Raw genomic sequence first — 23,620 nt, 5'->3', positions numbered from 1 at the left:
TCTCCCGCGGATTCAGCGCAGCAGGACCACGACCCGGACTCCGGCGGCAACGCCTTAGCCACACACAGTGTCGGCCCTGTTCTCGTATAGCTACGGCGAACGGACATGTAGCGCTCCGTAACCATCTGGCAACGGTCCCGATCTTCTGACGTTCTGACTGGTGCTCGGTCGCCACGCTGTGGTGATCCAACTGGTCGGCGGGGGAGTACGGGTGCGGCAGGACTGGGAGCCGGAAGACCTGATCGAGGTCTGGACGCTGCTCGAAGACGACATGAAGCGGTTACGGAGCAAGTCGGGGGCGAACCGGCTGGGGTTCACGATGCTGCTGAAGTTCTTCGAGGTGGAAGCTCGGTTCCCCGAGACGGTCAAGGAGATGCCTGCCGCCGCGGTGGAGTACGTGGCTCAGCAGGTGAAGGTGCCAGCGGAGGCGTGGGCCGCCTATGACTGGCAGGGCAAGACGGTTCAGCGTCACCGGGGAGAGATCCGGGCGGCGTACGGGTTCCGGGCGATCACCGAGGAAGACCGGGAGCGGCTGGCCGAGTGGCTGGCCGCTGAGTTGTGTCCGGTGGAGTTGTCGCGGGATCGGCTGGCGGCGGCGGTGGTCGCCAGGTGCCGTAACGACCACGTCGAGCCGCCGGCCCCGGGGCAGGTCGGGCGGTTGGTGGGCAAGGCGGTCAGGGACTTCGAGGCCCAGTTCTGTCGCAGCAGGGTGGAGCGGCTTTCTCACGCGACCCGTTCGCGTCTGGAGGATCTGGTCGCCAGCAGCGAGGACGTGGCGGCCGAGGAAGCGGACGGTGAGGACGCGGTGGCGGGTGGCGGGTGGTCGTACTTCGCCGAACTGAAGACCGACCCGGGTGCCCCGGGCCTGGAGAGTCTGCTGGCGGAGGTGAACAAGCTCCAGCGTGTGAGGCGGCTGGAGTTGCCCGCGGACCTGTTCGCGGACGTGTCGGAGAAGCTGGTGGACGCGTGGCGGGCGCGGGCGTCGAAGCGAACCTGGAGCGGATGAAGCCGCCCCGGCGCCTGACGCTGCTGGCCGCGTTGTGCCATGTGCGGCAGACGGAGATCACCGACTCGCTGGTGGACCTGTTCATCCAGCTCGTTCTGAAGATCAACACGAGGGCGGAGCGGAAGGTCGACAAGGAGCTGAACGCTGAGCTGAAGAAGATCCGGGGCAAGGAGGGCATGCTCCCGCGGGTCGCGGAGGCGGCGCTGTCCGAGCCGTCCGGCACGGTGCGGCGGGTGATCTACCCAGTGGTCGGCGGGGAGAAGACGCTGAAGGCCTTGGCAGCGGAGGCTGCGGCGAACGAGGCCCGCTACAAGGCGCGGGTCCGTACGGTGCTGCGCTCCTCGTACTCGGCGCACTGGCGCCGGATGCTCTCGCCGCTGCTGGGCGCGCTGGAGTTGAAGTGCAATAACACCGCGTACCGGCCCGTGATGGATGCGATCGACCTGCTTCAGCGCTACCTGGAGCAGCCGTTGAAGGAGGGGGCGTTCTTCGATCCGGCGGAGAGCGTGCCGTTGGCGGGGGTGGTGCCGGAACAGTGGCGGGCGGCGGTGGTGGACGACAAGGGGCGGGTCGAGCGCATCCCGTACGAGTTGTGCGTGCTGGGTTCGCTGTGGGACGCGGTGCGCCGACGGGAGATCTGGGTGGTGGGGGCGAACCGGTGGCGCAACCCGGAGGACGACCTGCCCGCCGACTTCGAGGACAACCGGGACGTGCACTACGCCGCGCTGGGCCAACCGCAGGACGCCAAGGAGTTCATCGCCGCCCTCCAAGGCAAGCTCCGCACCTCGCTAGTGCTCTGACCGGGAAGGTCCGCCGGGTTGGTGGTCGTGGCGGTTAGATGTGCGGTGACCGTCCGATCGTTGGGGGTGTGGTGGCAGAGCCTGTCCGTGTGCGCAGGTTGACCGACCAGGAGGGGCAGAAGCTGCAGCAGATCGTGCGCCGGGGCAGTACCAGTTCGGTGCGCTACCGGCGCGCAATGATGCTGCTGGCCTCGGCCGGCGGAAACCGGGTACCAGTGATCGCGCAACTGGTTCAGGCCGACGAGGACACCGTCCGCGACGTGATCCACCGGTTCAACGAGATCGGCCTGGCCTGCCTGGACCCTCAATGGGCGGGAGGCCGTCCCCGCCTGCTCAGTCCTGACGACGAGGACTTCGTCGTCCAGACGGCCATCACCCGCCCGACCAGGCTCGGCCAGCCCTTCACTCGCTGGTCCATCCGCAAACTCGCCGCCTACCTGCGCAAATTGCACGGCCGCGTCATCCGGATCGGCCGCGAGGCCATACGGTCCCTCCTCGCCCGCCGCGGCGTCACCTTCCAGCGCACCAAGACCTGGAAAGAGTCCCCGGACCCGACCGTGACACCAAGCTCGACCGAATCGAGCACGTCCTGGACCGCTTCCCCGACCGGGTGTTCGCGTTCGACGAATTCGGCCCGCTCGGCATCCGCCCCACCGCCGGATCGGGCTGGGCCCCTGCCGGTCACCCTGAGCGGCACCCCGCGACCTACCACCGCACTCACGGCGTCCGGTACTTCCACGGCTGCTACTCGATCGGCGACGACACCCTCTGGGGCGTCAACCGCCGCAAGAAGGGCGCCGGGAACACCCTGGCCGCGCTCAGGTCCATTCGGGCGGCCCGCCCGGACGGCGCCCCGATCTACGTCATCCTGGACAACCTGTCCGCGCATAAGGGCGAGACCATCCGGCGCTGGGCCAGGAAGAACCGGGTCGAGTTGTGCTTCACCCCGACCTACGCGTCCTGGGCCAATCCGATCGAGGCCCACTTCGGGCCGCTGCGGCAGTTCACCGTCGCCAACTCCAACCACCGGAACCACACCGTCCAGACCCAGGCTCTGCACGCTTACTTGCGCTGGCGCAACAAGAATGCACGTCACCCGGACGTCCTCGCCGCCCAACGGAAGGAGCGTGGTCGTATCCGCAGCGAGAAGGGCATCCGCTGGGGCGGCAGGCCCGCGCTCCCAGCGTGAGGAACTCCGATCAGAGCTCTTCCGCGACGTCCTCGGACGCCCAGATCCGGAACAGCGAGAGTCCCTCGGTCAGATTGCCCGGCCCACAGGCGACGTGAAACGTCTGCTCAGACGTCCACACAATGACCCAGTCATGCTCGTCTCGAGTAACCCGCTGATGGGGATGCTCCCGGTCAGCCAACTCCGTCTCTTCAAGATTGATCTTGACGAACCACCCCGGGTTGTCGGTCGTCTCGAACCTCACGCCCCATTCGTGTTCCCAGTCGCCATCGCACTGTGAGGAATACCAGCTCTGCAACCACTCAAGGACGTGCTCAGGTCCGGACATGAACGCGATGGTAGGCGAACCACACGTGGACCAACGGACCCTGTGAACCTTCCCGGTCAGAGCACTAGCACGGTGAGCAGGGCCTTGGCGGCGCGGGCGGGATCGCCGGTCTGGTTGCCGTCCTTGGTCCGGCGGGCGGCGCGGATCGGGTCGAAGACGGTGTCGTAGTCGGAGATGGTCCGCGGCACGCGGGTCATCGAGCGGCCTGCCCAGTCGGTGCGGAACGCGCCCAGGGCGAGGGCGGTGACGTGGATGCCGAGGTGGGCGACCTCTTGCGCCAGGGATGCGGTGATGCCCTCGACGGCGAACTTGCTGGCGCCGTAGAACGCGACACCGGGCAGCGCGGTCAGTCCGGCCATGGAGGACACGGTGACGATGTGGCCGGTGCGACGGCGCCGCATGGACGGCAGAACCGCCTTGATCGTGGCGACGGTCCCGTGGACGTTGACGTCGAACTGGTGCCGCAGGTCGTCCATGGAGGACTCCTCGACGGTGCCCTCGACACCGTATCCGGCGTTGCTGATCAGCACGTCCACCGGACCGATGCTCTCCTTGACGTACTCGACCGCCCGGGAGACGGCCGCGGCGTCGGTGACCTCCAGCAGCAGGCCGGTGGTGCGGCCCGGCGCCAGGGCTTCGAAGTCGGCGATCTGGTCCTGGTTGCGGACGGTGCCGACGACCAGGTGGCCGACGGCCAGGGCCTCCTTGGCGAACGCACGGCCCAGGCCACTGCTTACACCGGTGATCAGGATCGTCTTGCTCACGGGGCACTCCTTGACAATGGCGGCATCCTGGCCGCCCGGGCGGCGAACAGCCGCGTGCTCAGTGACCGGAGCCTGGCGCGACTACGACGAAGCGACGTGAGCCCGAGTCACGATGACATCGGAAGTGCTGGTTCCGTGGGGGAGGGACGTCGGTGAGGGCCGGCGGCGTCCCGCCCCACGGCGACACCGTTCTTCAGCCCGTCCGGCGCAGGAAGTCGACGACCAGGTCTGTTGTCGCCTGCGGCTGTTCTTCCGTGATCCAGTGCCCGCAGTCCGGGATGACGGCGTCCTCGACGTCGTCGGCGACACAACGCAGCACCTCGCCGATGCCGGGGCCGAAGGTGGCCTCGCCGCCGAAGGCCAGGACCGGCATCCGCAGCTTGCCCTGCGCCAGGAACTTCTCGTTGTCGGCCGCGTCCTGACCGAACGCCAGGAACTGGGCGAAGCTCGCCCGCATGGCGCCGGGTTGGGCGTAGAGCGCCGCATAGTGCTCGCGCTTCGCTTCGTCGAACCGCTCCGGGACCACGGAGAGTTCGTTCCAGAAGCGGTCGAGGTAGATGCGCTCGCGGCCCTCGACGAGACGCTCCATGTCGTGACCGCCGAAGCCGAAGTGCCACATGACCGGGTCCTGCGTGATCCGGTCCCAGGGGCCGATGCCGGGCAGCGGCGCGTCGATCGCCACCCACCGGCTGACGCGCTCACGGTGGGTGGCGGCGACCGCGTAGCCGACCATGATGCCGATGTCGTGCGTGACCAGTTCGATGGTGCCCACTCCCAGGGCGTCCAGGACGCCCCACACGTCCGCCGCCTGGTTCTTCTTGTCGTAGCCGCCCTCGGGTTTCGAGGAGAGGCCCAGCCCGCGCAGGTCGGGCGCGATCACTGTGTGGTCCTCGATCAGTGCGCTCGCCAGGTGACCCCACATGTCGCCCGTGGTGCCGAAGCCGTGCAGCAGGACCACCGCCGGACCCTGTCCGCCGACGCGCACATGGATCGTGGCGCCATTGGCCTCGAACTCATGCGACTGCATACCGGCCGGGAAGGGGTGGATGCCGTCCTGGCGTCCGTTGTCGTTCATCGCTGTACTCCAGGTTTGAAGGGAACAGGGCTCCCAGGCGAGAACGGCCGGGAGGACAGAGCCGCGTCCGGGCGTGGAAGCACCGCCTCGACGGCACGACCTGCCGGTTGTACGCGCTCATGGGCGCGTCCTGCTGAGGAACTGGATCTGGGGCGGCCGCAAATCCGCGCCACATCCTGAAGCTAACCGACCGGTCATCTAAGTTCCATCGGGTGCCGAACGCCGCTCCCGCGGGGGCAGCCCGCTGACCTGTGATGGAAGGAAGGGGCTACCAGCAGGGAGGAAGCTGGTCGGTGATCTCGTCCCGCCCGGAGCGCAAAATGGCCCATGAGCGCCCGGAGAGAGGCCCCTGTCCGCTGGAAGGATTCGCCGTGAGCACCGAGACCCGTTCGCTCGCCTCCCCGAGGTGCCCCGCTTCACAGTCGCCAGCACCACGGTGTCCGACGGGAGGAGTGCGGCGGCGGCGTCGAGGGTGCGGTGCTGTAGGTCGTGACGTTCGGCGGTTCGGAGAACTCTGGCTCGACGACAGCCAGCCGGTCGGTCATCCCGAGTAGCTCCAGGACCCAGGACGATCCCGGTGCCGATGGCCCCGGCACCGACCAAGGCGGTGCTCGTGATCTCCGGCCCCGTGCCGGTCATCGCGCCGGGCTCCGTGCCGAGCGGCACCGGACAGAAGTCCACGACCGGGCTGGTCGCGTACGTGCCGGTGCGCAGCCCGACGGTGCGTTTGAAGACCTCGGCCGTCAGTAGGGCGGCGTCAGCACCGCCTCGAATCCGGAGCTGCCGGTCGCGGGAACGTGTGGCCGGCATGCGGGATCCGTTCGCCGTGCCCATCGGGGACACGGCTGAGTGCACGCCGGACGGCGGCTGCGTCCCGATACCTGTTCCATGGCGACGGCCGGCCATCCGGCTCCGGAACCGCTCTCCCGGGACAGCGCCAGCAGTGTCGTGGACCTCCCGTCGGCCCTCTGCTCGGCCCGGGCAGGCTGCCCTTCGAAGCAACCGGGCTCACCCTGGCCGAAGAGCCTGCTCGCCGCCCAATTCGCCGACGGGCTCCTTGAAACCCGCGCGCACGACATCGACGAAGGACTCCGCGACCTTCGGCATGCCCTTGAGCGGCTGGCCGCTTCACTCGACACACCGGCCGACGACATCACCTTGCTGCTCGCCCGCACCGGATCCACGAACAACTCGCCCTGCGGAGCCTGGAAGAGGAACCGTTCACCACCGAACTGGTTCCATGCGCCACGGCTGGCCGCGACCTGTTCGTCGTCGCCCCGCTCACCGAGCGATGGTGAACGCGCTACAACCGCACGGCAAGACCATCTGGGCCGAGCAAGTCATCCCTGTTCCGTCACCGGACCAGCCCGCTTGATCGCCCTTCCTCGGCTTTGGTTCATCGTGTGCCGTCCAGCGCACCCGACATGAGTCGGCGGACCACCTCGGTCAGCAGATCGGTACCCGCGCTGATGTCGTGGTCGTTCGTCGACTCGCCCTCGTTGTGGGAGATTCCCTCGATGCTGGGCACGAACAGCATGATCGACGGTGCGACGTCCTTCATGTTGACCGAGTCGTGGCCGGCGATGGTCATCATGGTCTGGTGGCTGAGCCCCAGCTCGTCGGCGACGCGGGCGGCGAGTTCGACACCGGCCGTGGGGAACGGCGCCACACCCCAACCATGCGTCTGTACCTGCTCGATGGAGACCGACGCACGTTCCTCGATGCCGGGGATCGACTCGGCCAGTTTCTTGGCCGCCGCATCGAGCAGGGCTTCGTCGGGCGAGCGCAGGTCGACGTGCATGCGCACTTCGCGGGCCACCACGACAGGGGAGTTGGGCTCGACGGTCATCTCGCTCACCGAGGTGTGCAGCGGCAAGTCCGTGCTCTGCTCGGCCAGTTCACGCACCGCCACGACGAGGAGCGAGGCACCGAACAGGGCGTCGCGCCGGTCCGCCATGATCGTGGACCCGGTGTGTGACTGCTCGCCGCGCACCACCACCTGGTACTTGCGTGCCGCCCAAGTGGCGTCCACCAGGCCGACGGTGAGCCCCTTGTTCTCCAGGTCGCGACCCTGCTCGATGTGGATCTCGGCGTACGCCGACACGTCCGGTCCGGGGTAGTCGCCGATCGTGCCGATCTCCCGGAGGGCGGTCTCGACGGTGGTGCCCGTGGGGTCGGTGGTCGCGAGGGCAGTGTCGGCCGACAGCTTCCCTGTGAAGACCGCGCTGCCCATCATGCTCGGCTTGAAGCGGGAGCCTTCCTCGTTGAACCAGTTGACCACCGCCACGTTGTACTTCGGTGCGGCCTCGGAGTCGCCGTACTGGCGCACGGCCCGGTGTGCGGCGTGCGCCGAGGCCAGGACGCCGTACGCCCCGTCGTAACGGCCGCCGAGCGGCTGGCTGTCCAGGTGGGAGCCGGTGAGGACGTACGGGGCTCCGGGCGTGACGGTGAAGAGACCGAACTGGTTGCCGACGCCGTCGTAGCGGACCTCGGCGCCACGAGTGGTGAGCCACTGGTGGAGCCAGGCGCGCTGTTCTCCGTCGGCGGCGGTGGCGGCCTGGCGGTCGACTCCGCCGGCGGGGGTGGCGCCGAAGGCGGAGAGGGTCGCGAAGTCCGTCAAGAGGGTGGCGTCGGGGGTGCTCATGATCACGTCCTGTCGGGGGTGTGGGAGGGGGAGTTGGGAGCTCAGGCGGCGGTCGCCGGTGCGCGGACCGTCGGGTCCTGGATCAGGTGCAGTACGGCCGGGAGTCCGCTCGCGCGGGCGCGGCGGAACGCCTCGCGGAAGTCGCGGTGCGAGGTCACCGTCTCGCCGTACGCGCCGTACGAGCGGGCCCATGCCGCGAAGTCCGGGTTGGTGAGCCGGGTGCCGGACGGGCGGCCGGGGTAGGTGCCCTCCTGGTGTTCGCGGATCGTGGCGTAGCAGCCGTTGTCGACGACCAGGGCGACGAAGACGGCGCCGTGACCCACGGCGGTGGCGAGTTCCTGGCCGTTCATCAGGAAGCAGCCGTCACCCGCGACCGACACGACCTCGCGTCCCGGGAAGACCAGGGAGGCGGCGACGGCGGCCGGTATGCCCATGCCCATGGCGCCGTTGCGGGGGGCGACGAGTGAGGCCGGGGTGCGGTGCGGAAGGTGGCGGGCCGGCCAGAGGGCGTGGTTTCCGGCGCCGTAGGTGATGACGGTGTCGGGGGTGAGTTCCTCGCGCAGCACGCTCATGACCGAGGTGAGGTCGACGTAGGTGTCGTCGTCCGAGGCCGTCGGCGCGGGTGAGGGAGTGGAGAAGTGCGCGTGTGCCTTCCCGGCCGCCTTGAACCACGCGACGTCGGCATCCGGTGACGCGGGCGTGGTGACCAGGTCGAGGACGAAGGACGGTGCGTGGGCCGAGACGAACTGGTCGATGCGGCCGCTGTGGCCCTGTGCGTCGCCGGGCAGGACGAGCACCGTCTCCGAGTCGAGACCCCGCGTGTATCCGTCGCTGAGCACGTCGCCGCGAGGGGCGCCGAGGAAGACGGTGAGGTCCGCCTCGTCCAGCAGTCGGGCGGCGTGGTCGCCGCGGCCGTAGCCGAGTGAACCGGCGTAGGCACCGGTGCCTTGGAGGTCGTGGGGGACCGCGTCGTAGGCGCGGAAGTCGGCGAGGACGGGGATCGAGTGGCGGGTCGCCCAGCGCATGAGTTCCTGGCCGCTCTCGGCGGTCCAGCCCTCGCCTCCTACGACGATCAGCGGACGGCGGGCGTGCTCGAACCGCCGTACCAGTTCCTTGAGTTCGGCCTCGGCGGCGCGGGGCGTGGGCACCGCGAGCGGCTGGACCGGGCGGGAGGTGCCCGCGGGCAGGGTGAGGACGTCCTCGGGGAGGCCGATGACCACCGGGCCGGGTCGACCGCTCCGCGCCACATGGACGCTCTCGGCGACGACACGGGCGGCGGCGGTCGGGTCGTCCAGCATGACGACCTTCTTCGCCGTGCTGCCGAACCACCCGGTGAGGTCGAACTCCTGGAAGGACTCCCGGCCCCGGTCGGGCACCGGGACCAGGCCGACGAAGAGGAGCATCGGGGTCGCGTCCTGGTACGCGGTGTGGACGGCGATGAAGGCGTTCGCGGCGCCCGGACCCCGGGTGACCATCGCGATCCCGGGCAGTCCCGTCAGTCTGCCCTCGGCCAGCGCCATGAAGCCGGCACCGCCCTCGTGCCGGGTGACGACCGTCGAGATCGGCGAGTCGTGCAGGCCGTCGAGGACGTCGAGGAAGGACTCGCCGGGGACGCCGTACACCCGCCGTACGCCTTCGCGCTCCAGCTGAGCGACGAGCAGATGGCCGGCGGAGAGGGGGCGCTCGGAGGGCTCGGGAGACTCGGGTGCGACGTTCGCCATCGGGTGTGTGTTCCTTCTCTTGAGGCCGCGGTTGCCCGGTCAGTGTTGCTGTCGGGGGCGGCCGGAGACACGGGGCAAAGGCCCTCGGATACGGGCGTTGGGGTGTGCAGATGAACAGAGCCGGGTCGGAGGTGGACGTCCGTCCGCTGACTGTTCTTCTGCTCGGCCCCACGTCCGTAACAAGAAGTTTTCATCCGGACCTCGAAGCGCGACGTGGCGCATTGGTCATCTGCACAGTCGACGGGCCGTGGCGGTGTGCTTCTGCTCCTTGTGGTCGGTGAAGGGGGCGATGCACGGTGGGCCGACCCGATGGCGCCCGTACAGTCCCCAGACGCTTCCTCTGCTCAGACCGGAGTCCCCATGACCGCTCCCGCCTCCCCGCCGACCCCGGACAGCCGGCTCGACGCGACGAAGATGCGCAGGATCTCCCTCGCCAGCATGGTCGGCACCACGGTCGAGTGGTACGACCTGTTCCTGTTCGGCACCGCCTCCGCGCTGGTGTTCGGCAAGGTGTTCTTCCCCGAGTTCGACGGTGCCGTCGGCACGATCCTGTCGTTCCTGACCTTCGCCTCCGCCTATCTGGCGCGCATGGTGGGGGCCGTGCTCTTCGGCCACTTCGGGGACAGGCTCGGCCGCAAGTCCATGCTGCTGATCTCCCTGACGGCGATGGGCGTGGCCACCTTCGCCATCGGCCTCGTCCCCGGCTACGGCACCCTCGGCGTGGCCGCGCCGCTCCTGCTGCTCGGCCTCCGGGTGATCCAGGGCCTCGCGCTCGGCGGCGAGTGGGGCGGTGCCGTACTGATGACCGTCGAGCACGCGCCGGCCGATCGACGCGGGTTCTTCGGCTCCATGGTCCAGATCGGCGTGCCGATCGGGACGCTGCTCGCCAACGGGGCGTTCCTGCTGGTGGCCTCCACCACGAGTGACGATGCCCTGTATTCGTGGGGCTGGCGGATCCCCTTCCTCGCCTCGGCGCTCCTGGTCGGCATCGGCGTGTACATCCGCCTCCACATCGAGGAGACGCCGTCCTTCAAGGCCGTCCGCGACGAGGGGGCCAAGGCGAAGATCCCGTTCGTCGCCCTGATGCGCCGGTACTGGCGCCAGGTGCTGCTGGGCGGTGTCGCGACGCTGTCCACGGGGTCGACCTTCACCTTGATGGTGGCCTCCGGCGTGAGCTACGGGACCAACGACCTCGGGCACTCGAAGAACCTGATGCTGTGGGCGGTCATGGTGTCCTGCGGTGTCGCGTTCCTGGCCATCCCGTACTTCGGGCGGCTGTCCGACCGGGTCGGCCGCAAGCCCGTCATCTACGCCGGCATCGCGGCGGAGGCCGTCCTCGCCTTCCCGTTCTTCTGGCTGCTGGACACCGGATCGGCGCCTCTGGTCTTCGTCGCCTACGCGCTGATGATGCTCGCCTTCTCCGCCAACTACGGCCCCATCGCGACCTTCCTCGCCGAACTCTTCGGCACCCACGTGCGCTACTCGGGCCTCTCGGTCGCCTACATGCTGTCGGGCCTGCTCGGGTCCGCGGCGACGCCCGCCATCACTGCCTGGCTGCTGACGGCCACCGGGAACAGCTCCTCGATCGCCTGGTACGTCCTCGGCGCGGCGACCCTGTCCCTGCTGGCCCTGTTCCTGCTCGCCGAGACCCGGTTCGGGGACATCGACGAGCCGGGCCTGGCATCCCGGTCGGCCGGGCGTCCGATCGGGGCCGTCGCATGAACACGAGCGTCAACGGGATCAGGCGGATCGAATCGCCGCCGGGCGTCCCCGCCGCCGTAGGCCCCTATGTCCAGGCGACGTCAGCAGGCGGCTTCGTCTTCACCACCGGCCAGATACCCGCAGCCCCTGGTGAGTCGACCGGCACCTTCGAGGACGACGTGCACGCGACCCTGCGCAACCTCGAAGGCGTCCTCCATGCGGCGGGCTCCGACCTCGACCACGTCGTCAAGGTCAACACCTACCTCAGCTCACCGGACCAGCTCGCGCCCTACAACAAGGTCTACGAGACGTACTTCGCCGACCGCCGGGCGGCCCGGACGACGGTGTGCGTGGGGCTGTGGGGCGTGTCCCTGGAGATCGACTGTGTCGCGGTGGTCCGGACGGAGGGGGAGCGGTGAGTCTCACGGCCCCGGATCAAGTAGCCCTCGGACAGGCGGAGTTGCTGGAACGCCTTCAGCAGGTCGACCTCCCCACCCTCGGCCACCTGCTCGAAGACGGCTTCGTCGACCCGGCTGTACGACGGCTGGGGCAGTCGCGCCGGATGGCCGGTACGGCCGCCACGCTAGCCCTCGACGCTCCGGACGCCACGGCCGTCAACCGTGCGCTCGTCGCATTGCGACCCGGTGAGGTACTGGTCGTCGACATGTGCGGTGACCACACCCACGCGCCGATCGGTGCCGTCACCGTCGCTGCGGTTCGAGCGCGTGGGGCCGCGGGCATCCTCGTCGACGGTGTGGTGACCGACGTGGACGCGCTGAAGGATCCGAGTGACGGCCTGCCGGTTCACGCCCGGGGGACCAGCTGCCTGACCACCAAACGGCTGGACGGCTCAGGAGGGCGGCGCCAGGTGCCCGTGGACATCGGCGGTGTCCGTGTCGCGCCGGGCGACATCGTCCTCGGTGACGCCAATGGCGTGATCGCCCTGCCGCCGGCCGCACTGGCCGCCGTAGTGCACCAGGCGGAACTGTCCGACGCGGCCGAGCCTGAACTCCTCGCGCGGATCCGGGCGGGCGAGGACCTGCGGACGCTCCTCCACCTCGGCTGATCCACCTCGGCTCTGCGAAGGATAGAACACACATGACGGAATACAAGATCGTCGACCCGGTCACGAACAGGCTCGTGCGGCGGTATCCGACGTCGGACGACGCCACGGTCGACCGCGCGGTCGAGGCAGCGGCAGCGGAGTTCGCCGACTGGAGGCGACGCCCGGTCAAGGAGCGCGCCGAACTCGTGCTCGCCGTGTCCCGGGAGTTCGAGAAGCGGCGCGAGGAACTGGCCGCGATCATCACGCGCGAGATGGGCAAGACCACCGTTGAGGCGCTGGGGGAGGTGGACCTGTCGGCGGCGATCTTCGCGTACTACGCGGAGCACGGTGCCGACTTCGCCGCGGACCAGCGGCTCGACATCCGCGGCGGCGGTGACGTGGTCGTAAGGTCCGAGCCGCTCGGTGTGCTGCTCGGCGTCATGCCATGGAACTACCCGTACTACCAGGTGGCCCGCTTCGCGGCGCCCAACCTCGTCCTCGGCAACACGATCGTCCTCAAGCACGCCCCGAACTGCCCCGAGTCGGCGCAGGCCATCGAGGACATGATGCGGGCGGCCGGACTGCCGGCCGGTGCGTACGTCAACGTGTACGCCACCAACGAGCAGGTCGCCCGTGTCATCGCGGACCCGCGGGTTCAGGGTGTGTCGCTGACGGGCTCGGAGCGGGCCGGGCGCGCGGTGGGCGAGGTCGCCGGCCGCCACCTCAAGAAGTACGTCCTCGAACTCGGCGGCTCCGACCCCTTCGTCGTCCTGCCCGACGCCGACCTGGCGGCAGCCGTCCGCGCGGCCGTCGAGGGCCGGATGGGCAACGCGGGCCAGGCGTGCACCGCCTCGAAGCGGTTCATCGTCGTCGACTCCGTCTACGACCGGTTCCTGGACGCCTTCACCGACGCGGTGCGGGCCCTGACCGTCGGGGAACCCACCGACGAGGGCGTCGCCTTCGGACCTCTCTCCTCCGAGGAGGCCGCCCGGACCGTGATCGCGCAGGTGGACGACGCGGTGGCGAAGGGCGCGACGGCGGTGACCGGAGGCAAACGGCCCGCCCGTGAGGGAGCCTTCGTCGAACCGACCGTCCTCACCGGCGTCACCCCCGGTATGCGCGCGTACCGGGAGGAGATCTTCGGCCCGGTCGCCGTCGTCCACCGGGTCCCCGACACCGCGGCGGCGATCCGCCTCGCCAACGACACGCCGTACGGCCTGGGCAGTGTCGTGTTCGGCCGGGACCTCGACACGGCGAAGGCGGTCGCCGACGCGCTCGATGTCGGCATGGTCTCGATCAACGGCCCCTCCGGGACCCAGGAGGACCTTCCCTTCGGCGGGGTCAAGCTCTCCGGTGTGGGGCGGGAGCTGGGCGCGTACGGGATGAGTGAGTTCGTCAACCGGAAGGTCGTCCGCGTACGGGGCTGAACCCGTTGCCGCCGGGTGGGGAGGAGCAGGCCAGGATGGAGCACATGCACACTCCGCCCTCGCCCTCGGCGCTGCCCCCGCCGGACCCGCATGTCGTCGCGCTGGCACGCCAGTGCCTGGAGGAGATCGACAGCCTGGTCGACGAATGGGCCGAGTACGTGGGGCCGCTGCGCGCCTCCTACTCGGAGCTGGTCTCCCCGCAGGAGTTCCGGGACAGCGCCTGGCAGGCGTTCGAGGTACTGCTGCGCACCGTCGCCCGGCTGCCGGTGCCGGAACACATCGCCGGGGTCTCCGAGCGCGTCGGCGAACAGCGCGCCCGGCAGGGCGTTCCGCTGGACGCGCTGCTGCAGGCCGCGCGCGTGGACTTCCGGGTGGTGTGGGCCGCGCTGGTGCGGCGCGCGGGGGACGAGGGCAGGGCGCAGCTGGTCAACTCCGCCTACTACGTGTGGGAGGCGGTCGAGCACCACGTCACCGGCATCATGACCGCCTATCAGCGCACCGTGCTGGAGATGGGGCGGCGGACGGAGGACGAGCGGCGGCTGTGGTTCAGCCGGCTCCTGGACAGCGACGGCCGCAACCCCACCGTGGTGCAGGACGCGGCGCGGGCGCTCGGGTTCCAGGTGTCCGGGCGCTTCCTGTGCGCGGTCACTCCCGGCGGCGGCGAAGCCTCCCTGCGCGGAGTCGCCAACGCACTGCGCGGTCTCGGTGCGCCGTTGCAACAGCAGGCGGTCGCCTCGGACATGGTTCTGGTCGTCCAGTTGAGCCCCCGGTTGACCCGGGAGGCGTTGCTCGCACAGCTTCGGGGGACGCCGTGCGGTGTCTCCTCGGAGGTGAGCGGGCTGACCGAGGTGCCCCGTGCGGTGACGCTGGCGACCGCCACGGCCCGTGTCCTGCCGCCCGACGCCGGCGAACCGCATTGCCTGGAGGACAGCTGGCTCGACGTCCTGGTTCACCGGGCCGGGGACCTCGGCCGGGATCTGGCGGCCGACGTGTTGGGCGGCCTGCACGCGGGGGCTCCTCCGGCGGAGGTGGACCGGCTCCTGGAGACCGTCCAGACGCACCTGTCGGGCAGCGGCTCCGTCGCCGACACGGCCGCCGCCCTGTACTGCCACCGCAACACCATCCAGCAACGCCTCAACCGCTTCGCCGAACTCACCGGCCGCGACCCCAGACGCCCCGAGGACGCGGCTCTGGTGGTGTTGGCCCTCAGCGCGAATCGCCTGCGGCGGATGTGACGCCGGTCCGCGTTACGGGTCTGTTCACGCCGAGAGCAGGCAGGGTGCGGAGTGGAGGGACGAGTTCGGGAAGATGTCCTCTACTGCGAGGTGAGCGTGGCCAGTTGGTGCAGGCGCTCGTAGTACCGGAGCTCTTCCGGTTCGGTGAGGAGGGGCAGGACCGTGTCGAGTTCGGTGACGCAGTGGCGCAGTATGCGCAGGCGTTCCACGTCGAGGAAGCCTCCGTTGCCGCGCCACGTCGTCATGCAGCCGGCGATACCGGCGTCGATCAGCACCATGTCGACGCCCTGCAGTTCCGCACCGCGCAGTGCGGCGGGGAACTCCGCATCCAGATGCTCCTGCCACAGACGGGCCACGACGGCCTCGCGCTCGATGTCGCCATTCACCGAGGTCATCTTCCTTCATACGGCCCTGACTCACGTTCCGCGGTCGCCTACTCGACGATGAGCGGGCGCAGTGTCCGGTGGGCGATGCGCAGACCCTGCTTCACCTTGGCCTCGGTTCCGGACCAGACGGGGTCCTCGTGTTCCACGGAAACGGTACCCGTGTAGCCGAGTTCGTGGAAGCGGTCGATGACGCGGCGCCAGTCCACCTCGCCCAGACCGGGCACCCGGTAGCGCCACCAGCCCGTCTCCCAGGGGTTGTCGCCCTTGTGCACGGTCCCGAAGAAGCCGAACCGGTCGCGCTTGGCGGGGAAGAGCTCGACGTCCTTGGCCTGGGTGTGGATGATCCGGTCGATGTACGGCTCGATCGTCGTGAGGGGGTCGACGCCGATCCAAGTGAGGTGCGAGGGATCCCAGTTGAGGTAGAAGCCGAGCCCGAACATCCACTCCCACAGCTCGGGGGAGTAGGCGAGGTTGCCCGGATAGCCGTCGGGGTGCCAGCCCTCCATCACACAGTTCTCGATCACGATCTTGACGCCGTGATCCGCCGCGTAGCCGACCAGCTCGGGCAGGATCTTCTCGCCCTCGCGCAGGTTCTCCACGACGGAGAGCCCCGGATCGCGTCCGATGAACGTGCCGACCGACTCCACGCCCAATCGTGCCGCCACGTCGATCACGTGCCGGAGATGGGCTCTGATCGCCTCCCGGGTCGCGGGATCGGGGTGCAGGTTGTTCTCGTAGTAGGCCAGCGAGCTGATCTCCAGGCCGGTGCGGCTCAGCAGTTCGCGGGTCGCGTCCTCGTCGGCCTGCGAAAAGGTCGCCACCGGGAGATGGGAGGCCTCGAACTCGCGGCCACCGGTGTTGGGCCACACGGCGACTTCGAGGGTCTGATAGCCCTCGGCCGCGGCCCAGCCGGCGATTGCGTCGAGAGAGAGGGAGGGGAGGCAGGCGGTCAGGAATCCGAGCTTCATGACGCGGGTCCTTCGGTGAGAGGGATGGGGGAGGGCGTCCGGGGCGGGGAGTCACATGCGCCGGTCAGCCCGCGAGAGGAGTCGCACGCGTCGGTCGGCCGAGGTTTGTGGTTCGCGCGGGCCGCGGGTCGGGGACAGCGGTCCACGCGCGCCGACCGACCGAGGGCCGGGGTCCACGCGCACCGGCCAGCCGGGGATCGTGGTTCACGCGCGCTGATCAGCCGGGGATCATGGTTCATGCGCGCCGCCTATCCAGGAACCGACGTCCACGCACGCCGGTTCGCCGAAGCCAGGACCGCGTCCACGAGGTGCGCGGACCGTAGGCCGTCGAGCACGGTGGGCAGGCCCTCCGGGGTCTCGCCGCGCAGCGCCGCGTAGGTGTCCTTGACGAAGTTCTCGAAGCACTCCAGATAGCCCTGGGCGTGTCCGGCGGGTACGAGTGAGAGCCGGGCCGCCTCACGGGTGTTGGACGTCGGATCGCGGACCAGGGTCTCGGTGCGGTTGGCGTAGCCGAGCCACAGGGACTCGGGCAGTTCCTGGTCGAAGACGGCGCTGGCGTCCGCGCCGTCGAGTTCGAACCACAGCCGGTTCTTCCGGCCGGCCGAGACCTGCGAGACGGTCGCGGACACCAGGACCCCGTCCGTCGTCCGCCCGAGCACGCCGACCGCGTCCTCCGTGGTGACCGGGACGCGCACGGAGGACGCGAGCGACCTCTCGGAGAACGACGGGCCCCCGGCATCGGGCCGTTCGGTCACCGTCGTGGCGGTCTCGGCCAGCACCTCGGCGATCCTGACCCCGGCCACCCACTCCACCAGGTCGAACCAGTGCGAGCCGATGTCGGCGAAGGCCCTCGACGGACCACCGGCCGCCGGGTCCACCCGCCAACTGGTGCTCTCCGGCGGGAGCAACCAGTCCTGGAGATACGAACCGTGCAGCAACTGCCAGGAGCCGAAGTCGCCTGCCGCGACCCGGGCCCGCAGCTCGCGGACCATGGGGTGATAGCGGTAGACGAAGGGCACGGTGGCGATCAGGCCCGCGGCCGCGGCGGTGTCGGCGAGCGACCGGGCATCGGCCGCCGAAGTGGCGATCGGCTTCTCGCAGACGACGTGCTTGCCCGCGAGCAGCGCGTGGCGCGCCTGGGCGACGTGGAGGTGGTTGGGCGTGCAGATGTGGACCACGTCGACGCGGTCGTCGCTCAGGACGGCGTCCACGTCCGGATAGCCCACGTCGATCTGCCAGTCGTGTGCGACCGCCCGGCTCCGCTCGGGTGAGGAGGCCAGGACGCCGACCACGTCGGCGCCGGCGGCGCGTGCGCTGCGGACATGGACTGCCGCGATCATGCCCGCGCCGAGGACGGCGACCCGTGGGCGCGGGATGCGGGGGTGTCGTACAGGGGTTTCGGTGACGCGTGTGGTGTGCCCAGTCGGGGCGGCCATGCAAGATCCTTTCGGCACGTGCCGTACGGGAGCTCGCTGTTCCGGTCTCATCCGCGACCAACAGTAAGAGGCATACTTCTGTCAGGAAAGCCCTTTGAATATTGTCGTTTCTGGAATATTAATCGTCCGTTGGTGTCGTCGGCCTTTCCAGGGGGAGTGAACGTGGCAGCACGACTGGGCGCACCGGGCAGCGGCTCGCGCCGTCACCCCGACGCGGTGCGCAGCCAGATAGCGCGGCTGATCGCGGCCGGTGAGGCGTCCCACCGCCTGGACCTGTCCCGGCTCACCGGGCTCTCGCGGTCCTCGATCCACACGCACGTACAGGACCTGGTGGACGCGGGCCTGTTGCACGGGGAGGACGCCGGCGGCGGGGGAAGAGGCCGGCCGGCGCTGCGGCTCAGCCTCGCGGGGGACGCGGGTGTCGTGCTCATCGCCGATCTCACCACCTTCTCGACGCGCTGCCTGGTGACCGACCTGACCCAGCGGGTGCTCGCCGACACGACCGTCACCTGGCCGCTCGCCGAGGGCCCGGAGCGCACCGTGAACCTCCTGGTGGACCAGTTCGCCGACCTGCTCGAACAGGCGAAGGTTCCGGCGGACCGGCCCCGCGTCCTGGTCGTCGGACTGCCGGGACCGGTGGACGTGGCACGCGGCATGGCCGTCCGCCCGCCGATCATGCCGGGCTGGGACGCCTTCCCGGTGGCGGAGCGGCTCGGGGCCGCACTCGGCTGCCCCGTCCTGGTGGACAACGACGTCAACCTCATGGCGCTCGGCGAGGCGCGGACGGTGCCGCCCGAGCAGTTGCCCGTGCTGTTCGTGACCGTCGGCGCCGGCATCGGTGCCGGGTTCGTGCTCGCCGACGGGACGCTGCACCGGGGCGCCGACGGCGCGGCCGGAGACATCGGGCACATCCGTGTCCCGGGCGCCGAGGAAGTGGTGTGCCGGTGCGGAAAGGCCGGCTGCGTCGAGGCGGTGGCCTCCACCGCGGCGCTCGCCCGGCGCCTGACGGCGACCGGTGAACCGCCCCTCGACGCGACGGAGGGCGGGGCCGCGATGCGGGACTTCCTGGCCCGGCTGCGCGACGGCCTGCCGGACGCGCTGCACGCGGTGCGCGCCGCCGGGGTCACGCTGGGCGAGGTGATCGCCCTGTGCATCCACATGCTGAACCCGCGGCACGTCGTGGTCGGCGGAGAGATCGTCGAGGCCAGCGACGACCTGCTCTCCGCGGTGCGGGGCGTGGTGTACCGGCAGGCCCTGCCGCTCGCCACCCGTGAACTGTCCATCACCCGCAGCGAGTTGGGCCGGGACGCGGCGATGGTCGGTGCGATGGTGCTGGGCATCGAGCACCTGCTCTCGCCGGCCGGGATCGGGCGCTTCCCGGGGCCGCGCGACACTCCCTGAGCCGGGCGGTCCGCCCAGCGAACCAGCGGCCTTTACCGCCTCTCACCGTCGCCACTACCTTCCATCGTGTCTCGCACGTCCGGTCTCATCCACCGGCGGACTTGCTCCGCTCGACCGCGATCTGGGAGACACGGTGAATCGATCAACCCCTCGTGCACGCATCGGCGTCGTCGGCGCCGGCATGGTCTTCGACGCCTACGCCCGTGGCCTTGCCTGGTACGGCGACCTGCCGATCATCAGGATCGCCGACATCGACGTCGGCAGGGCCCGCGCCAAGGCCGAGCAGCACGGCATCCCCGCGTACGGCACGCCCGCCGAGCTCTACGCGGACCCGGACGTCGACGTCGTCGTCAATATCACGCCCCCCGTGGCTCATTGGGAGGTGACCCGGGACGCGCTCGCCGCGGGCAAGCACGTCTACAGCGAGAAACCGCTCGCCGCGACGGTCACCCTGGCCCGCGAGAACCTGGCCCAGGCAAAGGCGGCCGGGCGCGTCCTGGCCGGCGCCCCCGACACGTTCCTCGGCACGGCAGGCCAGACGGCACGCGCCGCCGTCGACGGTGGCCTGATCGGCACGCCCTTCGCCGCCACGTCCTTCGTCCGCTCGTCCAAGGTCGAGGCCAAGCACCCCAACCCCGGCTTCTTCTTCCAGCCCGGCGGCGGCCCGACCCTCGACTGGGGCCCTTACCACGTGGCCGCCCTGGTCAACGTGCTCGGACCCGTCGCCGAAGTCGTCGGCACCAGCACGATCCCCAGCCCCCGCATCACCGTGACCACCCCGGACCGCGTCGTCGACGAGGTCGAGGTCACCGTCCCCACGACCGTCGCCGCGATCCTCCGCACGACCTCCGGCGCGATCGTCTCCACCCTCTACAGCTTCGACATCTGGGACATGACCCTGCCCCACATCGAGGTCTACGGCACCGAGGGCACCCTGAACATCCCCGACCCGAACCGCCACGACGCCCCGGTCCTCATCAAGCGCCGTACGGACACGGACTGGTCCGAACTCCCCCCGGTCATCCCGCCCACCCGTGCCCCGGAGGCCGGCCCGTTCCGCGGCCACGGAGTGAACGACCTCGTCGAGTCCCTGCGCGGCCAACCGCTGCGTGTCCCGGGCGAGTTCGCGCTGCACGTGCTCGAAGTGCTGGAAGCCATCGAGCAGTCGACGTTCGCCGCCGGAGCCCGAGCCATCACCAGCCGCGCCGAGCGGCCGGCGCCCGCGGTCCTCCCGCAGTCCGTCTCCGCCTGAACCCCTCCGGCCCCGCACGCCGGCTCCGATCCCGTTGCACCACCCCCATCGATCTCGCACGTCCTTGAGAGGAAAATCCCATGCAGCGCAGAACCCGTGCAGTCGCGCTCGCGGCTGCGGCGATGCTGGCAGGCGCCGGTGTCACAGCGTGCGGCGGCGGCTCCAGTTCCGCCTCCGGTGACAAGACCATCACCTACTGGGCGACGAATCAGAGCACCAGCCTCGACGCGGACAAGAAGGTCCTCCAGCCGGAGATCGACAAGTTCACCCAACAGACGGGCGTGAAGGTCAAGTTGGAGGTCATCCCCTCCGCCGATCTGCTCAACCGCATCCTCGCGGCGACGACCAGCGGCAAGGGCCCCGACGTACTGAACATCGGCAACACCTGGTCCGCGTCACTCCAGGCGACCGGAGCCTTCGTCGGCTGGAACAAGGAGATGCTGGCCAAGGTCGGGGGCGAATCCCGTTTCCTGCCCACGGCGTTGAAGTCCACCGGCGCCACCGGCCAGGACCCGGCGAGCCTGCCGCTCTACACCAGTTCGTACGAACTCTTCTACAACAAGAAGCTGTTCAAGGCCGCGAACATCACCTCGCCGCCGAAGACCTGGAGCGAGTTCGTCGCCGACGGACGCAAACTCACCAAGGACACCAACAGCGACGGCAAGACCGACCAGTGGGGCCTCGGCCTGCAGGGCGCCTCGTCCTCGTTCGCCGCGCACTTCGCGTTCATTCTCGGCACCCAGCACGGAGCCAAGGTCTTCAGCGGCCACACCCCGAAGTTCGACGACACGGGGATGGTCGACGGGATCGACCAGTGGCTCTCCTGGATCGGCAAGGACGGCATCGTCAACCCGTCCGACGCCGAGATGACCGACAAGGTCGCCCTCCTGCAGAACTTCGCGTCCGGCAAGGCCGGCATGATCCTCGCCCAGTCGTCGACCGGCCTGACGCTCGGCCAGTACAAGATGACGACGGCCGACTACGGCGTCGTCCCGATGCCGGCCCAGGACCCGGCGGTCGCGGGCGGCAAGGACATCGGCTCGTTCGTCGGCGGCATCAACGTGGCGATCTTCAAGAACACCGGGAACCTCGACGGCTCCACCCAGTTCGTGAAGTTCCTGACCAGCGCCAAGGAACAGGTGATCCTCAACAAGACCTACGGGACGCTGCCCTCGGTCACGGACGCGAAGGATCCGGCGTTCGACACCCCGACCCTCGCCGTGGCCCGCGAGACCCTCGGCTCCCGGTCCGTACCGCTCCCGCAGATCGCCGAGGAGTCCCAGTTCGAGACCCTGGTCGGCCAGGCGATGAGCTCCTTCGCCGCGCAGACCGCGACCGGGAAGCAGCCCGGCAAGGCCAAGATCAAGAGCGAGATGACCGCAGCCGACCAGAAGCTCGAAGCCGGCAGCTAGGAGCAGGACGATGGCAGTCATCAGTCCTTCCGGGACCCGCGAGAGCCCCGGAACCCCGGACACACCGAAACAGTCCGCGCGCGGCAGCCGCTTCCGGGGGCGCGGCCGCCGCTGGATCCCGTACGCCTTCCTGCTCCCCGCCCTGGTTCTGGAACTGCTGATCCACTTCGTGCCCATCGTGCTCGGCGTGGCGATGAGCGGCCTGCGCGTGACGCAGTACCAGATCAGCCACTGGTGGGACGCGCCGTTCACCGGCCTCGGGAACTTCAGGATCGTCCTGGACTTCGACGGCCCCACCGGCAAGGCCCTGGCCCAGTCCTTCTTCGTCACCCTCGGCTTCACGGCCGTGGTCCTGACCGGGGCCTGGATCGTCGGCATGGCGGCGGCGCTCGCGCTCCAACGCGCCTTCCGTGGCCGGGGGTTGCTGCGGACGCTGTTCCTCGTGCCGTACGCACTGCCCGCGTACACCGCGGTCATCACCTGGCGTTTCATCTTCCAGCGCGACAACGGCATGCTCAACCACCTGCTCGGGCAGCTCGGGTTGATCGACTCCAACCCGTTCTGGCTGATCGGCCACAACGCCTTCTGGGCCGAGTGCGTCGTCGCGATCTGGCGGATGTGGCCCTTCGCCTTCCTGATCCTCATGGCCGGTATGCAGGCGATCCCGGGCGAGGTCTACGAGGCGTCGAGCATCGACGGGGCAGGGCCCTGGCGGCAGTTGCAGATGATCACCCTGCCGCTGCTGTCCTCGGTCAACAAGGTGCTGGTCCTCGTGATGTTCCTGCACACCTTCAACGACTTCAGCACCCCGTACATCCTGTTCGGCGGCTCGGCGCCGCCGGCCGGGGACCTGATCTCCGTGCACATCTACCAAAGCTCGTTCGCCACCTGGAACTTCGGCCTCGGCTCGGCCATGAGCGTGCTGCTCCTGCTGTTCCTGACGCTGGTCAGCGCCTGCTATCTCGCTCTCACCCGGAGGACCGGCCATGAATCATGACACCCCGGGCTACCGGGCCTTCCGGTACGTCACGTTGACCCTGCTGTCGGTGTTCGTCGCGGCCCCGCTGTACGTCATGCTGGCCTCGTCACTGAAGACGCTCCCCGACGTGCAGGGCGAGTTCACCTGGTTCCCGTCGTCGCCGACGATCCAGTCCTTCATCGACATCTGGCACACCGTGCCGCTCGCCCAGTACTTCGTCACCTCGCTGATCGTGGCCGTGTCCGCCACGGTGCTGTCGGTGCTGGTGGCGATCTTCGCCTCGTACGCGCTGAGCCGCTGGACGTTCCCCGGCAGCGCGAGCTTCAAGGGGGCGGTGCTCGCCACCCAGATGTTCCCCGGAATCCTCTTCCTGCTGCCGCTGTACCTGCTGTTCGTGTACGCCGACCAGAACCTCGGCACCGACCTGGTGGGCACCCGCACCGGGCTCATCGTCACCTACCTGACCTTCTCCCTGCCGTTCGCGGTGTGGATGCTGGTCGGCTACTTCGACACGGTGCCGCGCGACCTCGACGAGGCGGCGAAGGTGGACGGCGCAGGACCGCTGCGCACCCTGCTGCAGATCATCGTGCCCGCCGCGACACCCGGAATCGTCGCCGTGTGCATCTACGCCTTCATGACCGCCTGGGGAGAAGTGCTCTTCGCCTCGGTCCTCACCACCGAACAGACCCGCACCCTGGCCGTAGGCCTGCAGGCCTACTCCACCGAGGCGAACGTCTACTGGAACCAGGTCATGGCCGCCTCCCTGGTCGTGTCCGTCCCCGTGGTCGCCGGCTTCCTTCTCCTCCAGCGCTTCCTCATCACCGGCTTCACCGCAGGCGCGGTGAAGTGAC

At 69.5% G+C, this 23,620-nt stretch carries 20 protein-coding genes and 1 pseudogene; 13 read left to right on the top strand and 8 right to left on the bottom strand.

The window, feature by feature from the left end:
- Positions 1-160: 160 nt before the first annotated feature.
- The 3 genes and pseudogenes from OG504_RS01290 (at position 161) to OG504_RS01280 (ending at position 2,995) form a co-directional block, all read left to right on the top strand.
- The gene (locus OG504_RS01290) at positions 161-1,006 is read left to right on the top strand and encodes a DUF4158 domain-containing protein (RefSeq protein WP_405987964.1); all 846 of its coding nucleotides are present in this window, start codon (positions 161-163) and stop codon (positions 1,004-1,006) included.
- Complete coding sequence (locus OG504_RS01285; RefSeq protein ID WP_405987963.1) at positions 1,003-1,806, top strand: hypothetical protein; 804 nt, start codon at positions 1,003-1,005, stop codon at positions 1,804-1,806. Before OG504_RS01290 ends, OG504_RS01285 begins: the two co-directional genes overlap by 4 nt.
- Before the next feature lie 71 nt (positions 1,807-1,877).
- Positions 1,878-2,995, top strand: a pseudogene (locus OG504_RS01280) (IS630 family transposase).
- Positions 2,996-3,005: 10 nt separating this feature from the next.
- On the opposite strand, the gene OG504_RS01275 reads toward OG504_RS01280, so the two are convergent.
- The 5 genes from OG504_RS01275 to OG504_RS01255 all read right to left on the bottom strand — a co-directional run bounded on the left by OG504_RS01275 (position 3,006) and on the right by OG504_RS01255 (position 9,527).
- Positions 3,006-3,323: an immunity 53 family protein gene (locus OG504_RS01275; RefSeq protein ID WP_405987962.1), complete on the bottom strand. Its 318-nt coding sequence runs from the start codon at positions 3,321-3,323 to the stop codon at positions 3,006-3,008.
- Between the two features lie 56 nt (positions 3,324-3,379).
- Entirely contained in the window at positions 3,380-4,087 is a 708-nt protein-coding gene (locus tag OG504_RS01270) for an oxidoreductase (RefSeq protein ID WP_405987961.1), read from the bottom strand.
- A 193-nt stretch (positions 4,088-4,280) separates the two neighbouring features.
- Positions 4,281-5,162, bottom strand: a complete 882-nt coding sequence (locus OG504_RS01265) for an alpha/beta fold hydrolase (protein ID WP_405987960.1) — start codon at positions 5,160-5,162, stop codon at positions 4,281-4,283.
- A gap of 1,396 nt (positions 5,163-6,558) precedes the next feature.
- Positions 6,559-7,806, bottom strand: a complete 1,248-nt coding sequence (locus tag OG504_RS01260; RefSeq protein ID WP_405987959.1) for a M20 family metallo-hydrolase — start codon at positions 7,804-7,806, stop codon at positions 6,559-6,561.
- A gap of 41 nt (positions 7,807-7,847) precedes the next feature.
- A complete protein-coding gene (locus OG504_RS01255; RefSeq protein ID WP_405987958.1) occupies positions 7,848-9,527 on the bottom strand; it encodes a thiamine pyrophosphate-dependent enzyme in 1,680 nt (559 codons plus the stop codon).
- 360 nt (positions 9,528-9,887) lie between these two features.
- Between OG504_RS01255 and OG504_RS01250 the strand changes: the two genes are divergently transcribed.
- From OG504_RS01250 to OG504_RS01230, 5 genes are read left to right on the top strand one after another with little or no spacing between them, the layout of a single operon-like run.
- Positions 9,888-11,249, top strand: coding sequence for an MFS transporter (locus OG504_RS01250; protein WP_405987957.1), 1,362 nt, complete (start codon positions 9,888-9,890; stop codon positions 11,247-11,249).
- On the top strand, positions 11,246-11,647 hold the full coding sequence (locus OG504_RS01245; RefSeq protein ID WP_405987956.1) for a RidA family protein: 402 nt from the start codon (positions 11,246-11,248) through the stop codon (positions 11,645-11,647). The genes OG504_RS01250 and OG504_RS01245 overlap by 4 nt, the downstream gene beginning before the upstream one ends.
- Positions 11,644-12,294 carry an RraA family protein gene (locus OG504_RS01240; RefSeq protein WP_405987955.1) on the top strand — a complete coding sequence of 217 codons (651 nt, stop codon included), beginning with the start codon at positions 11,644-11,646 and terminating at the stop codon, positions 12,292-12,294. Before OG504_RS01245 ends, OG504_RS01240 begins: the two co-directional genes overlap by 4 nt.
- Before the next feature lie 32 nt (positions 12,295-12,326).
- Complete coding sequence (locus OG504_RS01235; RefSeq protein WP_405987954.1) at positions 12,327-13,700, top strand: NAD-dependent succinate-semialdehyde dehydrogenase; 1,374 nt, start codon at positions 12,327-12,329, stop codon at positions 13,698-13,700.
- Between the two features lie 35 nt (positions 13,701-13,735).
- Positions 13,736-14,935: a PucR family transcriptional regulator gene (locus OG504_RS01230; RefSeq protein ID WP_405987953.1), complete on the top strand. Its 1,200-nt coding sequence runs from the start codon at positions 13,736-13,738 to the stop codon at positions 14,933-14,935.
- Between the two features lie 80 nt (positions 14,936-15,015).
- Here the strand turns inward: OG504_RS01230 and OG504_RS01225 are convergent, their stop codons facing one another.
- The 3 genes from OG504_RS01225 to OG504_RS01215 all read right to left on the bottom strand — a co-directional run bounded on the left by OG504_RS01225 (position 15,016) and on the right by OG504_RS01215 (position 17,725).
- Positions 15,016-15,330 carry a hypothetical protein gene (locus OG504_RS01225; protein WP_405987952.1) on the bottom strand — a complete coding sequence of 105 codons (315 nt, stop codon included), beginning with the start codon at positions 15,328-15,330 and terminating at the stop codon, positions 15,016-15,018.
- Positions 15,331-15,368: 38 nt separating this feature from the next.
- Complete coding sequence (locus tag OG504_RS01220; protein ID WP_405987951.1) at positions 15,369-16,289, bottom strand: sugar phosphate isomerase/epimerase family protein; 921 nt, start codon at positions 16,287-16,289, stop codon at positions 15,369-15,371.
- Positions 16,290-16,537: 248 nt separating this feature from the next.
- Positions 16,538-17,725, bottom strand: a complete 1,188-nt coding sequence (locus OG504_RS01215) for a Gfo/Idh/MocA family protein (RefSeq protein WP_405987950.1) — start codon at positions 17,723-17,725, stop codon at positions 16,538-16,540.
- A gap of 162 nt (positions 17,726-17,887) precedes the next feature.
- Between OG504_RS01215 and OG504_RS01210 the strand changes: the two genes are divergently transcribed.
- The 5 genes from OG504_RS01210 to OG504_RS01190 all read left to right on the top strand — a co-directional run bounded on the left by OG504_RS01210 (position 17,888) and on the right by OG504_RS01190 (position 23,619).
- Positions 17,888-19,126 carry an ROK family protein gene (locus tag OG504_RS01210; protein ID WP_405987949.1) on the top strand — a complete coding sequence of 413 codons (1,239 nt, stop codon included), beginning with the start codon at positions 17,888-17,890 and terminating at the stop codon, positions 19,124-19,126.
- Positions 19,127-19,259: 133 nt separating this feature from the next.
- A complete protein-coding gene (locus OG504_RS01205) occupies positions 19,260-20,378 on the top strand; it encodes a Gfo/Idh/MocA family protein (RefSeq protein WP_405987948.1) in 1,119 nt (372 codons plus the stop codon).
- 80 nt (positions 20,379-20,458) lie between these two features.
- A complete protein-coding gene (locus tag OG504_RS01200) occupies positions 20,459-21,790 on the top strand; it encodes an ABC transporter substrate-binding protein (RefSeq protein WP_405987947.1) in 1,332 nt (443 codons plus the stop codon).
- Positions 21,791-21,800: 10 nt separating this feature from the next.
- The gene (locus tag OG504_RS01195) at positions 21,801-22,787 is read left to right on the top strand and encodes a carbohydrate ABC transporter permease (RefSeq protein WP_405987946.1); all 987 of its coding nucleotides are present in this window, start codon (positions 21,801-21,803) and stop codon (positions 22,785-22,787) included.
- Positions 22,777-23,619, top strand: coding sequence for a carbohydrate ABC transporter permease (locus tag OG504_RS01190; RefSeq protein ID WP_359615936.1), 843 nt, complete (start codon positions 22,777-22,779; stop codon positions 23,617-23,619). Before OG504_RS01195 ends, OG504_RS01190 begins: the two co-directional genes overlap by 11 nt.
- The last annotated feature ends 1 nt before the right edge of the window (position 23,620 follow it).

The organism is Streptomyces sp. NBC_00986, assembly GCF_045162565.1.
Classification (GTDB): domain Bacteria; phylum Actinomycetota; class Actinomycetes; order Streptomycetales; family Streptomycetaceae; genus Streptomyces.
This window is presented reverse-complemented; position numbering and strand designations above follow the sequence as displayed.

What these genes read in the sequence shown, in the direction of transcription:
- OG504_RS01230 (WP_405987953.1), top strand. Translation starts at nt 13,736, where the DNA reads ATGGAGCACATGCACACTCCGCCCTCGCCCTCGGCGCTGCCCCCGCCG.
- OG504_RS01285 (WP_405987963.1), top strand. Translation starts at nt 1,003, where the DNA reads ATGAAGCCGCCCCGGCGCCTGACGCTGCTGGCCGCGTTGTGCCATGTG.
- OG504_RS01255 (WP_405987958.1), bottom strand. Translation starts at nt 9,527, where the DNA reads ATGGCGAACGTCGCACCCGAGTCTCCCGAGCCCTCCGAGCGCCCCCTC.
- OG504_RS01245 (WP_405987956.1), top strand. Translation starts at nt 11,246, where the DNA reads ATGAACACGAGCGTCAACGGGATCAGGCGGATCGAATCGCCGCCGGGC.
- OG504_RS01220 (WP_405987951.1), bottom strand. Translation starts at nt 16,289, where the DNA reads ATGAAGCTCGGATTCCTGACCGCCTGCCTCCCCTCCCTCTCTCTCGAC.
- OG504_RS01215 (WP_405987950.1), bottom strand. Translation starts at nt 17,725, where the DNA reads ATGGCCGCCCCGACTGGGCACACCACACGCGTCACCGAAACCCCTGTA.
- OG504_RS01250 (WP_405987957.1), top strand. Translation starts at nt 9,888, where the DNA reads ATGACCGCTCCCGCCTCCCCGCCGACCCCGGACAGCCGGCTCGACGCG.
- OG504_RS01260 (WP_405987959.1), bottom strand. Translation starts at nt 7,806, where the DNA reads ATGAGCACCCCCGACGCCACCCTCTTGACGGACTTCGCGACCCTCTCC.
- OG504_RS01275 (WP_405987962.1), bottom strand. Translation starts at nt 3,323, where the DNA reads ATGTCCGGACCTGAGCACGTCCTTGAGTGGTTGCAGAGCTGGTATTCC.
- OG504_RS01235 (WP_405987954.1), top strand. Translation starts at nt 12,327, where the DNA reads ATGACGGAATACAAGATCGTCGACCCGGTCACGAACAGGCTCGTGCGG.
- OG504_RS01225 (WP_405987952.1), bottom strand. Translation starts at nt 15,330, where the DNA reads ATGACCTCGGTGAATGGCGACATCGAGCGCGAGGCCGTCGTGGCCCGT.
- OG504_RS01200 (WP_405987947.1), top strand. Translation starts at nt 20,459, where the DNA reads ATGCAGCGCAGAACCCGTGCAGTCGCGCTCGCGGCTGCGGCGATGCTG.
- OG504_RS01265 (WP_405987960.1), bottom strand. Translation starts at nt 5,162, where the DNA reads ATGAACGACAACGGACGCCAGGACGGCATCCACCCCTTCCCGGCCGGT.
- OG504_RS01190 (WP_359615936.1), top strand. Translation starts at nt 22,777, where the DNA reads ATGAATCATGACACCCCGGGCTACCGGGCCTTCCGGTACGTCACGTTG.
- OG504_RS01195 (WP_405987946.1), top strand. Translation starts at nt 21,801, where the DNA reads ATGGCAGTCATCAGTCCTTCCGGGACCCGCGAGAGCCCCGGAACCCCG.